We start from the raw sequence: 13,850 nt of genomic DNA, 5'->3' as shown, positions 1-13,850 counted from the left end.
CGGGGGCGGAGCCCCCGGGTACGGGACGGGTAGGGGCGGAGGGGGCGAAAAAAGATCGGTGTCGGCGGGGAACGAATCGCGCGCCCCCCTCCTCTGGAGGGTGTCGATTCGCCGCACCCCCCGGGAGGCACCATGCCCAACCGCCCCGCACGCCGCGCCGCCACCCTCCTCGCCTCGGTCCTCACCACTGACGCAGCGCTCCACCTCTACTGGGCGACCGGCGCCACCTGGCCCGCCGCCGACGAGAAGAGCCTGTCGTACGCGGTGCTCGGCATGGAGGCCCCGTTCACACCCCCCGTCGTGCTGCCGCTCGCCGCCCTCCTGACGACGGCGAGCGGCATCGTCGTGGCCCAGTCACGCCGCCCGCACCGGCTGCTGCGCCTCGGCACCCTCGCGGTGGCGGCGGGCCTGTCCCTGCGGGCCCTGGCAGGCGTCTACTGGCTCTTTGCGCAGCACACCGGGACGGCGTTCTACTGGCTCAACCTCGGGCTCTACACCCCGCTGTGCGCGGTGCTGTGCGCGGCCGCACTCAAGGTCGCCCGCCCACAGCTCCCCTCCCTCCGGGAGGGCGAGGCCCCCTGGGAAGATGCCGTACGTGTCCGATGAGGAAACGGTCCGCAGGGTGCGCGCCGCGCAGCGCGGTGACACCCTCGCCATGGCCGAGCTGCTGGACGAACTGGCCCCCTACGTAGGCCGTATCTGCGGCCCCATCGCCCTGGACCAGGGGCCGGACGCCGCGCAGGAGACGCTGGTCGCGGTGTTCCGGTCGCTGCGCTCCCTGAAGAACCCGGCCGCGCTGCGCGGCTGGGTCCGGGCCATCGCGGTGCGCGAAGCGGTCCGGCTGGCCCAGCGCACCGCCCGCGCGGTGCCTGCCGACCTGAGCACCCTGCCCGCGCGCGGGGACCCCCAACTCGGCGCCGACATCAGGGACGTACTGGACCGCCTCTCCCCCGAGCACCGGGCCGTGCTGGTCCTGCGCGACGTGGAGGGCCTCGGCGAGCGGGCCGCTGCCGAGCTGCTCGACATCGGGGTCGGCACCGTCAAGTCCCGGCTGCACCGGGCGCGCGACACCTTCCGGAAGGCGTGGACCTCATGACCGAAGCGACCGGACCCGGCACAACCGGCGCATGGCCGACCGCCGACCCGGACCCCGTACGCCGGCTGCGTGCGCTCGCCGCCGGCATCCGCGGAGCCCAGGTCACCGAGGGCTGGGTGGCCGCCCCGTACGACCGCGTCCAGGCCCTGCTGGGCGATCTGGAGGGCGGGTTCGCACTGGTCGTCCCCGACATGCGGGGGCTGCGCGTCGTACGGCGACACGGGGAGAGCGGGGAGGGAGTCGAGGCGCTGGCCCGCAGCCGGTACGGCGCGCGGGCCCGGCTGCGCGGGGTGCAACGGCCGGGCTGGTGCTGGCTGCAGAGCCGGTTCCTGCTGATCGGCGTCGCCGCGGCCCCGGAGGGCGAGGGCACCCGGGTGGCGTTCACCGGAGGCGTGCGGGTGCCGGGGCGCGCGGCCCTGGTCCCGCTGGGCGTACGGCGTGAGGGACGGCGGAGTCTGCGGCGGCTGACCGACCTGCTGTGAACCGCCCGGCTCCCGGAGGGAACCGAACAGATCCCGATCGCGTATTCATGGGAAGGGGGGTGGTGCGGGGAGCTTTGTGCTGCGCTTCCGTCCCGGTGGTGTGCCGCGCGAAAGTCGGGCGGTGTGCCGCGCATGCGAAGGATGTGCTGCAATCCGAACAAGATCCAGTCAAGGCCTGTGCGGATGTCAGTCCCGGCGGCGATACTTGCCGCCGTGCACCTCCATCCGTGCTTCTCGCGCACACGGTCGAGGTGACCGACGGATGACCATGGGGGAGGTCAGGTGACACACCCGCCGAAGGGCAACAGCGCGGCGCCGCCCGGCTGGGGCGCGCCCACGCTGCCGGCCGTGCCGCCGCAGTCCGGGCCTCCGGTGCCGCCGCCCGGCCCCGCCGTGCCCGAGCCGAGGCCCCCACGCCGTACGGCGTTCGCGGAGGGCGTCGACCAGCTGCGCGCCGCGGCGACGACGGAGCCCGGCCGGCTGCGGATCATCGGCGCCGTCCTCGCCCTGCTGGTCGTCGCGTTCGGCGCGGTCACCGCCTGGCAGATGACGGACCGTTCGGCCGCCGCGGACGACGTGCTGCACAGCAGCCAGCCGCTGAGCGCCGGCGCCGCGGACATCTACCGCTCGCTGGCCGACGCCAACACCGCGGCCTCCAGCGGCTTCCTCGCGGGCGGCCAGGAGACGGCGGAGTCCCGCACGCAGTACGAGCAGGACATCAGGACTGCCGCGGACGGGCTGATCACCGCGGCCGCCAACTCCGAGCCCGGCTCCCCGTCCGCGGACACCATCGCCAAGCTCAACAAGCTGCTGCCGGAGTACAAGGGCCTCGTCGAGCGAGCCCGCGCCAACAACCGCCAGGGCTACCCGCTGGGCGGCGCCTACCTGCGGTACGCGGACGACAAGATGCGCAGCGAGATGCTCCCCGCCGCCGAGGAGCTCTACAAGCGCGAGAACCAGCGCTTGAGTTCGGACTACGCCGACGCGAGGCCCTACCCGTGGGCAGCGATCGCCCTGGGCGTCGTCGCGCTCGGCGGCCTGACCTGGGCCCAGCGGCGCAACTACCGCCGTACGAACCGGGTGCTGAACCAGGGAATGGCCGCCGCGACGGCCGCGTCCGCGGTGGTCCTGCTGTGGCTGGTCGTCGGGCACAGCGTCGCCCGCGCGGGGCTCGACGAGTCCTACGACCACGGCGTCCGCTCGCTGCACGTCCTCAACGACGCGCGCATCGCCTCGCTCAAGGCCCGGGGCAACGAGAACCTGACGCTGGTCAGCCGTGGCGCGGAGACCGTCGAGGTCAAGAAGGACGTCTTCGAGGACAAGTTCGACGTCGACTTCAAGAAGCAGATGAGCGCCCTCACCACGGGTCTGGCCGAGGCCGCGGGCCTCGCCGACGACAAGGACGGCGCGGACCCGGTGAAGGCCGCCACCGCCAACATGAAGGTGTGGAAGTCCCGTCACACGGAGGCCCGCAGGGCCGACGACTCGGGCGACTACCAGGGCGCTCTGGACAAGGTCATCGGAACCAAGGCGCAGAAGCCGACGAGTGAGTGCTTCGGCGGCGTGGACACGAACCTCGCGCTGGCGATCAAGCATGAGCAGGGTGAGTTCAAGCAGGCGGCGGGCGACGGCCGGGGCGCGATGACCGGCCTCGCGCTGGGTGCGGTGGTGCTGGCCGTGCTGGCCGCCGCGGGCGCGGTGCTGGGCATCGGGCGCAGGCTGTCGGAGTACCGGTGAGAGGGGGAGCGACAATGACGGCACGACGCCTGAGGGCAAGCCTGAAGGGCTGGGGCGGCGTGGGTGCGATGGCTGTCGCCTGCGCTCTCACCGCCGTGTTCGCGCTGGTGCTGCCGCTGTGCGGCAGCAAGAGCGGCGACGGCAGCACGGGTATCGGTGGCCCGGGAGTCGCGCAGGGCACGCAGGCGCGGGCCTCGGCGTGCACGAGCACGAATGCGCAGGACCAGAGCCTGAACCCGTCGGGTGACGAGGGCGGCAGGACGGTCGCCGCCATCAAGAAGCGCGGCTATCTGTCGGTGGGCGTCGACCAGAACAGCTACCGCTGGGGCTACCGCGACCCCAACAGCACCAAGAAGGGCAGCGACCTGGAGGGCTTCGACATCGATCTGGCCCACCGGATCGCCCAGGACATCCTCGGCAGCCCGGACAAGATCCGCTTCCACGCCATCCCCACCAACCAGCGCATCCCGGCGATCCAGAGCGGCCAGGTCGACATGGTGGTCCGCAGCATGACGATCACCTGCAAGCGTCTGGACGACGTCAAGTTCTCCGCGCCCTACTTCCTGACCGGGCAGCAGGTCCTCGCCCCGAAGAAGTCGGACATCACGGGGTACGACAAGTCGCTGTCGGAGCAGCGGATCTGCTCGGCGGACGGCTCGACGGCGTACGAGAAGCTGAAGGCCGACAAGGACGGGGGCGGCGTCACCGCCTCCGCCGACATATCCACCACGGTCCCGAACCAACTCGACTGCCTGGTGAGGCTGCAGCTCGGCGAGGTCGACGCCGTGGTGACCGACGGCGCGCTCGCCGCGAGCCAGGCCGCGCAGGACCCGACGGTCGAGCTCAAGGGCAACCGCTTCACCACCGAGTACTACGGCGTGGCGATGAACAAGACGGCGGACGATCTGGTACGCCGGGTCAACCAGGTCCTCGTCGACTACCGCAAGAGCGGCTGGCGCGCCTCGTACGACAAGTGGCTGTCCCCGACGCTGGGCGCGGACTCCGAGTCGGCGCACCCGCCCACGGCGAAGTACAAGTGACGGAAACGACCGCAAGCGACCGAAGCAGCCCTCCAGCAACACCGAAGCAGCGTCACAGCAAAACCTGAGCAACTACGGGCAACCAGAGCAGTGAGAGGTGATCGATGGGCGTCACGGGACCCCCCGGGCCGGTGATGGACCGGGACGAGGTGGACCGTGCGCTGGCGCGGCTCGGCGCGGAGCACGAGGCGATCGAGACGTCGCTCCTCGCCCTGCAGGACCACGCGGGCCGCAGACTCCTCGAAGGCGCCGAGCTCACGGGCACGACCAAGGAGCGCTGGACGTCGGCGGAGGCGTCGATCACGCTGCTGTGGGCGTACTTCGACGCGTACACGGACGCGCTGCGCTCGGCGCGGGAGATCCGTTCGCGCCGCCGCTGGTCGAGCCGTGAGGACCTGGCGGAGCTCACCGAGCTGCTGCGCGGCGAGAGCGTCACGGTCGCCGGCAGCGCCACGGCCACGGCGAACGCGCCGACACTCGCGGGCACGGGCAAGCTCAGCGAGCGCTTCTCGCTGGTCGCGCTCGTGGAGCGGATGAACGAGCTGTACGCGTCCTCGCTCGACATGGTCGTCACCGCGGACACCGTGTGGTCCGCGCTGCCCGCCCGGATCGATTTACTGGCCGCGGAGCTCCAGCGCACCCGGCGGCTCGCGCACTCCGTGGGCGTGCGCCCCGGCGAGCACCCGGCGGGCGACGACCTCGAACAGATCACCCACACCCTGACGGTCCTGCGGGAACAGGTGGTGTCCGACCCGCTGTCCTACTGGCTTCCCGCGCAGGGGAGTTCGGCGCCCGGCGGCGGACGTCCGGACACCACGACGTACGACCGCGAGGCGCGCGCCCTGGAGGACGTGCGCCGGGAGATCGACGCGGTGCTCACCGTCCGCCAGGACGCGGAGGCCCGCCTCGTGAAGCTGCGCGACGTGCTCAGCCGCGCGGACCGCACGCTCGCGGAGGCGCGCAGCGCCCGCGGCGAGGTCCTCGCGAAGATCGCCGCGTCCGAGGTGCCCGCCGTCAGCGGTCCGCCGACCGCGCTGCAGGAGCAGCTGGCGACGGCCGCGGAGTACCGCAGACACGCCCAGTGGCACCGGCTCTCCCCGCTCCTGGAGGCGCTGGAGGAGCGGGCCGAGGACGAACTGCTGCGCGCCCGCGAGTCGTTGACCGCGGTCACCGCGCCGCTGGCGGTCCGCGCGGAGCTGCGCGGCCGCCTCGACGCGTACAAGGCGAAGGTCGCCCGGCACGGGCTCGCGGAGGACCCGTTCCTCATCGAGCGTTACGACGCGGCGCGGCGCATGCTGTGGAGCGCGCCCTGCGACCTGCGTGTCGCGGCGGAGGCCGTCCTGCGCTACCAGCGGGCGGCCGCCGATCTGCTCAGCCCACGGGTGCCCGACCAGGGCGGGCCCAACGACCGGAGGGGGCCGGACGCGTGAGCGTGAGAGGTGATGGAGAGTGAGTCAGCAGCCTGTCGGTCAGCAGCAGCGCAAGTGCCAGCGGCCCGGTTGCTCGGGGTCGTACGAGGACGTGGGCGGCGGCGAGCTGTACTGCGACACGTGCGGTCTGGCGCCGGTCGTCTCGACCAACGGGAGCCTGAGTTCGCCGCCCACCGGGATCACCGCCGGCGGCAGGGGTTCGCGCGGGTCCAACAGCAGTAGCGCGCGCAGCAGTTCGCGTGCCAGCTCACGGACGTCGTCGCGGTCCTCGCAGTCCCGGCGCTCGGTCTCGGGGCGCCTTTCGCGCTCGCTGTCGGGCTCGTCCACGGGCCGCTCGGTGTCCGTGCGCAGCTCCGGCGCGGCCTCCGGCACCTCGGGGCGCAGCCGGCTCGGCGTCGGGCTGGTGCAGGTACCGGACGTGCCGCGGCCCGACCCGCGCGGAATGGTCCAGGACAACCCGGAGGTGCCCGAGCGCAAGCGGTTCTGCTCGCGCTCCGACTGCGGGGCCCCGGTGGGGCGTTCGCGCGGTGAGCGGCCCGGGCGCACCGAGGGGTTCTGCACCAAGTGCGGTCATCCGTACTCGTTCGTACCGAAGCTGGGCACGGGCGACGTCGTGCACGGCCAGTACGAGGTCGTGGGCTGTCTGGCGCACGGCGGCCTCGGCTGGGTCTACCTCGCCGTGGACCGGGCCGTGTCCGACCGCTGGGTGGTCCTCAAGGGCCTCCTCGACACGGGCGACCAGGACGCGATGGCGGCGGCGATCTCCGAGCGGCGCTTCCTCGCGGAGATCGAGCACTCCAACATCGTCCGGATCTACAACTTCGTCGAGCACCTCGACCAGCGCACCGGCTCCCTCGACGGCTACATCGTCATGGAGTACGTCGGCGGCAAGTCCCTCAAGGAGATCGCCAACGACCGCCGTACGCCGGACGGCAAGCGGGATCCGCTGCCGGTCGAGCAGGCGTGCGCGTACGGCATCGAGGCGCTTGAGGCGCTCGGTCATCTGCACAGCCGCAACCTGCTGTACTGCGACTTCAAGGTCGACAACGCGATCCAGACCGAGGACCAGCTCAAGCTGATCGACATGGGCGCGGTGCGCAGGATGGACGACGACGAGTCGGCCATCTACGGCACGGTGGGCTACCAGGCGCCCGAGGTCGCCGAGGTCGGCCCGTCGGTCGCCTCCGACCTCTACACGGTCGCGCGCACCCTCGCCGTCCTCACCTTCGACTTCCAGGGCTACACGAACGTGTTCGTGGACTCCCTGCCCGACCCCGACAACATCGAGGTCTTCCGCCAGTACGAGTCGTTCTACCGGCTTCTCGTCCGCGCCACCGACCCCGACCCGGCCCGCCGGTTCGCCTCCGCGCAGGAGATGGCGGAGCAGCTGACGGGCGTTCTGCGCGAGGTCGTCTCGCTGCAGACGGGCCGCGCACGCCCGGCGCTGTCGACGCTGTTCGGGCCCGAACTGAAGGTCACGGACACGGAGTTGTTCGGGCGACTGGACGGAGATGTGTCGCGGCTCGGGGCTCGGGTGCCACCCGTACGGGTGAAGGGCGGGAAGAAGGGCGCGCAGGCAGCAGCCGGGGCGAACGGGACACCGGTGCTGCCGCCGAGCCCCGCGGCCACCCTGGTCAAGCCCGTCCAGGCCGCCGCCACCGCGCTCGCACTGCCCATCCCGCACGTCGGCCCGTCCGACCCCAACGCCGGTTTCCTGGCGGGTCTGATGGCCTCGGCGCCCGCGGAGCTGATCACGGCGCTGCACGCGGCCCCGACCGGCTCGCTGGAGCTGCGGCTGCGCGAGCTGCGGGCCCGGCTGGAGATGGGCGAACTGACCAGCGCGGCCAGGGCGATCGAGGCCCTGGAGAAGGACCACCCCGACGACTGGCGGGTGGTCTGGTACCGGGGCGTGGCGGCGCTGGCCACCGGGGAGCACGAGGTCGCGGCGCTGTCCTTCGACGCGATCTACGACGCCTTCCCCGGCGAGCCCGCGCCGAAGCTGGCCCTCGGCCTGTGCGCGGAGGTCCTCGGGCAGCTGGACAACGCCGCGGAGTACTACCGCCTGGTGTGGTCGACCGACCCGAGCTATGTGAGCGCGGCGTTCGGCCTGGCCCGCGTGCAGCTCGCGGCGGGCGACCGCCGTGGCGCCGTACGCACGCTGGAGTCCGTGCCGGAGTCGTCGATCCACTACACGGCGGCGCGGGTCGCGGCCGTGCGGGCGCGGCTGCGGCAGCGGATGGCGCAGGAGGCGGCCGCCGCGCCGTTCCTGGACGATCTGACCGCCGCCGCGGGTCAGGTCGAGGCGCTGGACGGATACGGTCTGGATGCGGTGCGACGCGAGCAGTTGTCGACGGAAGTCCTTGGCTGCGCCCTGGACTGGGTACTCTCCGGTAGCCAGGGTTCCGCTCCGGCTTCCGGCGGCGGACATGTGCTGCTCGGCAGCGCACTGGACGAGCGAGGTCTCCGCTTCGGTCTGGAGCGCTCGTACCGGACGCTGGCCCGGCTCGCGCGGGGCGGCGAGGAGAGGATCGACCTGGTGGAACGTGCAAACCGTTACCGCCCCCGGACGTGGGTGTGATTGATGTCGCAGATGCCCCAGCCGACGGCCCTTTCGCGGTGCCCCAGTTGCGAGGAGCCGCTGGAGGCGGGTGACCGTTTCTGCGGTGCGTGCGGGTTCGACCTGTCGGCGGTGCCCGCACCGCCGGCCGACAGCCCGACGATCACCATGAACGGCACTGCGCCGCGGCCCCCTTCGGCCGCCCCGTCCGTGGACTGGCCCGTCGCCCCCGAGGTGGACTCCTCCGACACACCCGCGCCGGTGCACCTGCCGACGGACCTGCGGGGCACCGAGTCGGGCGGGTCCGAACTCCCGCACGCCGTCGGTGCGTCGGGGGCCGGGCAGGAGCCGGTGGCGGGCCCGTCGGGCGTGCGGTTCGACCGGCCCGCGGAGCCGGACGAGTACCCGCTGGCAGCTCCGCAGCAGCCTGCCGCGCCGGCGGCGGCACCCGCCGTCGCGCCGGCCGTGTCAGCGGCTCCCGCCGACCCGCGGACCGCCGACCTGGCCACGCCCGCCCCGGGCACGAAGCTGTGCGTCGCCTGCCGTTCGGGCAACGTGGACAGCGACGGCTACTGCGAGAACTGCGGACACGCGCAGCCACGCGAACGCGACCACATGGAGCAGGAGTTGGGGGCGGTCGCCGCGGTCAGCGACCGCGGTCTGCGCCACCATCGCAACGAGGACGCCTTCACGATCTCCTCGACCGCGCTGCCCGACGGCGCGCCCGCGGTCGTCGCGATCGTCTGCGACGGCGTCTCCTCGGCGACCCGGCCCGACGAGGCCTCCCTCGCCGCGTCCCGCGCGGCGGGCGAGGCCCTCCTCGACGCCCTGCCCCTGGGCACCCACCCGCAGCAGGCCATGCACGACGCGATCATCGCGGCCTCACAGGCGGTCAACTCGCTGGCGGACGCGCCCGGTTCGGACGCCGAGCACCTCCCGCACGTGAACGCGCCCGCCTGCACCCTGGTCGGCGCCGTCGTCACCCCCACCCTGCTGATCATCGGCTGGGTCGGCGACAGCCGCGCCTACTGGGTCCCCGTCGACCGCAGCTCACCCCCGGCCCGGCTCACCGAGGACGACTCGTGGGCGGCGCAGATGGTGGCCGCGGGACTGATGAACGAGGCGGAGGCGTACGCCGACGAGCGCGCCCACGCCATCACGGGCTGGCTCGGCGCGGACGCGTACGAACTCGAACCGCACACCGCTTCCTTCAAGCCGGACCGGCCGGGTGTGGTGGTGGTGTGCACCGACGGGCTGTGGAACTACGCGGAGGCAGCCGAGGACATGGCCGAGGTCGTGCCCCTCGACGCCGCGCTGCGGCCCCTGCACAGCGCCCAGGTCCTGGTCGGTCACGCACTGGACGGCGGGGGCCACGACAACGTAACAGTGGCCATCGTGCCGTTCCCCGCCCCGTCGCAGGGGGCAGGATCCGCCTGAGGCCGCGCCACGGGGAGCGGGCTTGGACCGGAGGGGACCGGTCCGCATCCAGTCATCACCCGCGCCGTACGGTTCGTACGGCGCGGGAGTCCTGAGGGGGATCAGAGTAGGCATGGCCAATTTCTCCAAGTCGAACGTGCCCCAGTTCTCGGTGGACGTGTACCAGAACGAGTACCTGCCCGAGGGCGGCCGCGAGGTCAACGCGATCGTCACGGTGAGCGCGACGGGCGGCGGCACCATCGGCAGCGCCGTCGCCGCGCCGCACCTGTACACGGCGGGCCAGGGCCCGGACGCGGCCGTGGCGATCATGGTCGACTGTTCGGGTTCGATGGACTACCCGCCGACGAAGATGCGGGGCGCGCGGGACGCGACGGCCGCCGCGATCGACTCCGTACGCGACGGGGTGCACTTCGCGGTGATCGGCGGCACGCACATCGCCAAGGAGGTCTATCCCGGCGGCGGCCGGGTCGCGGTCGCCGACGACCGGACCCGGGACCAGGCCAAGCAGGCGCTGCGCCGGCTGAGCGCGGGCGGCGGCACGGCGATCGGCACCTGGCTGCGGCTCGCCGACCGCCTGCTGTCCTCGGCGGAGGTGTCGATCCGGCACGGCATCGTGCTCACCGACGGCCGCAACGAGCACGAGTCGCCGGAGGACCTGAAGGCCGCCCTCGACGCCTGCGCCGGGCGCTTCACCTGCGACGCGCGGGGTGTCGGTACGGACTGGGAGGTCAAGGAGGTCACCGGGATCGCCTCGGCGCTGCTCGGCACCGCCGACATCGTCGCCGACCCTGCCGCCCTGTCCGCCGACTTCACGCAGATGATGGAGACGGCGATGGGCAAGGAGGTCGCCGACGTCGCGCTGCGGCTGTGGACACCGGTCGGTACCGCCATCAAGTTCGTCAAGCAGGTCGCGCCCACCGTCGAGGAGTTGACGGACCGGCGCACCGAGGCCGGCCCGCGCGCCGGCGACTACCCCACGGGCTCGTGGGGCGACGAGTCGCGTGACTACCACGTGTGCGTCGAGGTCCCCTCGGCCGGAGTCGGCCAGGAGATGCTGGCCGCCCGGATCTCGCTGGTGATCCCGCAGGGCGACGGAAGCGTCCAGAACCTGGGCGCGCAGGGGCTCGTACGGGCGGTGTGGACCGACGACATGTCGGCCTCCACGTCGATCAACCCCCAGGTCGCGCACTACACAGGCCAGGCGGAACTGGCACAAGTCATCCAACAGGGCCTGGATCTCCGCAAATCGGGAGATGCCGACGGAGCAACGGCCAAGTTGGGACGTGCCGTTCAACTCGCCAGCGCCTCCGGGAATGCCGATACTGCGAAACTGCTTGCGAAGGTGGTGGACGTGGTCGATGCCGCGGCAGGTACTGTGCGATTGAAGGCAAAGGTCGAAGAGGCCGACGAGATGACGCTTGAGACACGGTCCACAAAGACTGTTCGTGTAAAGAAGTAGCGAGCCCGGTTCCCGCGGGGAGCCGGAGATATCCGGTCAGATCGACCGGAAAAGGAGAGGGGGAAGCGCCGACATGCCGACCTGCCCGAACGGACACCAGTCGGGTTCCGACGACTGGTGCGAGGTCTGCGGTCACCGCATGGCCGGTGCCGTACCTCCGCCACCTCCGCCCCCCGGCGCGGGATACGGCTATCCGCCGCCCGGCTCGCCTCCCCCGCCGCCCGGCCAGGGCCGCCCGCACCTGTCCGCCGTACCGGACCCCGCGCCGGAGCTCTGCCCGCAGTGCCGCACGCCCCGTGAGGGCGGCGCGCCGTTCTGCGAGGAGTGCCGGTGGAACTTCCTGACGAACACGGCGACCTCGTACACCCCGGCCGCCCCGCGACCGCAGGCCCCGGCCCCCGGCGGGCCGAACCCGGCGCTCCAGTTCCAGCAGCAGGCGCCTGGCCGGCCCGGCACGGGCCAGGACCCGTTCGAGTACCAGGGCTCGCGCCCCTCGCAGGTCAACCGTCCCGCGGAGCCGATCCCGCCGTACGGCCAGGACCCGAACGGCTACGGCCAGGACCCGTCCCGGCCCGGCCCCCCGCCCTTCCCTGGCGACCCCTCGGCCTTCGGCGGCGACCCGTCGCGTCCGGTCCCGCCGCCGCCCGGGCCCACGCCCGGCGGCTACGACGGTCCGGGTGGTCCGGGTGGCTACGGCGGTCCCGCCGGCCCCGGGGGCTACGGCGGCCCCGAGGCTCCGCAGGGCTTCCAGCAGCAGGGTCCGCCGGCCCCTCCCGGGTACCCCCAGGAGACCGGCCGTCCGGGGCCCGGCGGCCCGCCGCCGTTCGGCGCCGGTGACGACGACTGGGTGCTCCCCCCGCCGTCCGGCGGTGCGCCCGGTGGTCCCGGCCCCGGTCAGGGCCCCGGCCCGGGCCAGGGCGGTGGCTACGGCTACCCGCAGCCCGGCGCGACCCAGGCCCCGCCCGGCTACCAGCAGCAGCAACAACAGCCGCTGACCTGGTCCGCGACGATCGGCCCCGACCGCGAGTACTTCATGGCGATGATGCAGCGCTCGGGCCCCGAGGCCGCGGGGCTCAACCTGCCCGCGTACTCCCCGGAGCAGCAGCGCCCGCTCACCGGCAACCAGATCACCATCGGCCGCCGCCGGCACTCCACCGGCGACATCCCCGACATCGATCTGTCGGTGCCGCCGGAGGACCCGGGTGTCTCGCACCAGCACGCGGTCCTGGTCCAGCAGCCGGACGGCAGCTGGGCGGTCGTCGACCAGAACTCCACGAACGGGACAACGGTCAACGGCGGCGAGGAGCCCATCCAGCCCTTCGTTCCGGTACCGCTCCAGGACGGCGACCGGGTGCACGTCGGCGCCTGGACGACGATCACCGTCCGGCGCGGCTGACCAACCGCAAGCGGCGGCTCGTACGGGATACACGCGCTCGTACGGGATTCACGGCAGCGGCCAGGCGTACGGCCCCTCGGGGTCGTCCAGCCATGCCCACACGCGCTCGTCGCTGACCGTGATCCCGTACCGCTCGCGGCCCGGCTCCTCCTCGCGCTGCCACAGGGCGTACGCGTCGTGGGGGTCGAGGTTTCCCGCGGTCAGGGTGAGCAGGAAGCGGAACCGTTCGTGGCTCGTGGCCCTGCTGGGCAGCCCGCCCAGGTGCTGGGGCTCCGGGCCGGGGCCGGTGGCACCGCGCAGCGGCACGAAATAGGCGGGCGTCTGCAGAAAACGCCCCTCGGCGTGCCCGGCGTCCCGGACGCGCAGCGCGATCAGCCCGGTGGCGAGCGGCGCGAGGATGCGGGCACCCGGGCGGCACTGCGCGAGCCAGGGCCGCGGGACCGAGTTCATCGTGCAGGTGGCCATGATCCGGTCGAAGGGGGCGCGCTCCGGGACACCGCGGGCGCCGTCCCCGGTGACGACGGTCGGCCGGTGGCCCGCGGACTCCAGGTGCCTGCGCGCCGACTCGGTGATCTCGGAGTCGAGGTCGACCGTGGTGACGAGCGCGTCGCCGATCCGGTGGGCGAGCAGCGCCGCGTTGTAGCCGGTCCCGGCGCCGATCTCCAGGACGGCGTGATCCTCATCAATCTCCAGTTCGACCAGCATCTTCGCCATCAGCGAGGGCTGACTGCTCGAGGAGATCAGCTCGCCGTCGCGCACCCGGGTGGCCAGCGGGGCGTCCGCGTACGCCCCGCGCAGCCAGCGCTCGCGCCGGCGACAGTCGGGGTCCTCGCCCCACAGCCGCTCGAAGCCGCCGCGGACACCCACGTAGTAGTACGGCACGAAGAGGTGGCGCGGGACCGCCTCGAACGCCTCCCGCCAGGCCGGGTCCGCGTCCCAGGCCCCGCTCGCCTCGATCTCACGCACCAGCTCCGCCCGCGCCCGGGTGGCGAGGTCGGCAAGACCGGCAGGGCCGGCGAGGTCGTGCGTGTCCATAGGTCCACTGTGCTGCCGTGCGGGCCGCGAGGCGAGCGCCGGGGCCGGACGATCCGGAATCTCCCCTTCAGGACGGGTGGTCCTAAGAAGTCATCTCAATTGGTGACTGGTGGCGTGGATAGTGGCTGGCAGACGTGCTGTGGTGGCGGTTGAATGCGTCGGTGAGTGACTACTGGACACC

The 13,850-nt window shown here is 72.8% G+C and carries 12 protein-coding genes; 10 read left to right on the top strand and 2 right to left on the bottom strand.

Annotation, left to right across the window (positions count from 1 at the left end; translation table 11 throughout):
- Positions 1 to 132: 132 nt before the first annotated feature.
- The 6 genes from ACN6LB_RS39615 (at position 133) to ACN6LB_RS39590 (ending at position 5,785) form a co-directional block, all read left to right on the top strand.
- Complete coding sequence (locus ACN6LB_RS39615) at positions 133 to 606, top strand: DUF3995 domain-containing protein (RefSeq protein ID WP_445030100.1); 474 nt, start codon at positions 133 to 135, stop codon at positions 604 to 606.
- Positions 596 to 1,096, top strand: coding sequence for an RNA polymerase sigma factor (locus ACN6LB_RS39610; protein WP_445030099.1), 501 nt, complete (start codon positions 596 to 598; stop codon positions 1,094 to 1,096). Before ACN6LB_RS39615 ends, ACN6LB_RS39610 begins: the two co-directional genes overlap by 11 nt.
- Positions 1,093 to 1,578: a hypothetical protein gene (locus ACN6LB_RS39605; protein WP_445030098.1), complete on the top strand. Its 486-nt coding sequence runs from the start codon at positions 1,093 to 1,095 to the stop codon at positions 1,576 to 1,578. Before ACN6LB_RS39610 ends, ACN6LB_RS39605 begins: the two co-directional genes overlap by 4 nt.
- Before the next feature lie 282 nt (positions 1,579 to 1,860).
- Entirely contained in the window at positions 1,861 to 3,315 is a 1,455-nt protein-coding gene (locus tag ACN6LB_RS39600) for a hypothetical protein (RefSeq protein WP_445030097.1), read from the top strand.
- Positions 3,316 to 3,329: 14 nt separating this feature from the next.
- Positions 3,330 to 4,355, top strand: a complete 1,026-nt coding sequence (locus ACN6LB_RS39595) for a glutamate ABC transporter substrate-binding protein (RefSeq protein WP_445030096.1) — start codon at positions 3,330 to 3,332, stop codon at positions 4,353 to 4,355.
- Between the two features lie 104 nt (positions 4,356 to 4,459).
- On the top strand, positions 4,460 to 5,785 hold the full coding sequence (locus ACN6LB_RS39590) for a hypothetical protein (protein ID WP_445030095.1): 1,326 nt from the start codon (positions 4,460 to 4,462) through the stop codon (positions 5,783 to 5,785).
- Between the two features lie 39 nt (positions 5,786 to 5,824).
- On the opposite strand, the gene ACN6LB_RS39585 is transcribed toward ACN6LB_RS39590, so the two are convergent.
- Positions 5,825 to 6,112, bottom strand: a complete 288-nt coding sequence (locus ACN6LB_RS39585) for a hypothetical protein (protein WP_445030094.1) — start codon at positions 6,110 to 6,112, stop codon at positions 5,825 to 5,827.
- A gap of 10 nt (positions 6,113 to 6,122) precedes the next feature.
- Here ACN6LB_RS39585 and ACN6LB_RS39580 point away from each other — a divergent pair, with 10 nt between their 5' ends.
- From ACN6LB_RS39580 to ACN6LB_RS39565, 4 genes are all read left to right on the top strand, one after another.
- Positions 6,123 to 8,363 (top strand): tetratricopeptide repeat protein, encoded by a 2,241-nt coding sequence (locus ACN6LB_RS39580; RefSeq protein ID WP_445030093.1) that lies wholly within the window; start codon positions 6,123 to 6,125, stop codon positions 8,361 to 8,363.
- Entirely contained in the window at positions 8,364 to 9,779 is a 1,416-nt protein-coding gene (locus ACN6LB_RS39575; RefSeq protein ID WP_445030092.1) for a protein phosphatase 2C domain-containing protein, read from the top strand.
- 112 nt (positions 9,780 to 9,891) lie between these two features.
- A complete protein-coding gene (locus ACN6LB_RS39570) occupies positions 9,892 to 11,238 on the top strand; it encodes a vWA domain-containing protein (protein ID WP_356133109.1) in 1,347 nt (448 codons plus the stop codon).
- Between the two features lie 73 nt (positions 11,239 to 11,311).
- The gene (locus ACN6LB_RS39565; RefSeq protein ID WP_445030091.1) at positions 11,312 to 12,634 is read left to right on the top strand and encodes an FHA domain-containing protein; all 1,323 of its coding nucleotides are present in this window, start codon (positions 11,312 to 11,314) and stop codon (positions 12,632 to 12,634) included.
- A gap of 48 nt (positions 12,635 to 12,682) precedes the next feature.
- Here ACN6LB_RS39565 and ACN6LB_RS39560 read toward each other — a convergent pair whose 3' ends face one another.
- Positions 12,683 to 13,669 (bottom strand): methyltransferase domain-containing protein, encoded by a 987-nt coding sequence (locus tag ACN6LB_RS39560; protein ID WP_445030090.1) that lies wholly within the window; start codon positions 13,667 to 13,669, stop codon positions 12,683 to 12,685.
- Positions 13,670 to 13,850: the final 181 nt, after the last annotated feature.

This window comes from Streptomyces sp. SAS_270 (assembly GCF_052543295.1).
Note: the sequence above shows the minus strand (reverse complement) of the source record. Positions and strands in the feature narration are given on the sequence as shown.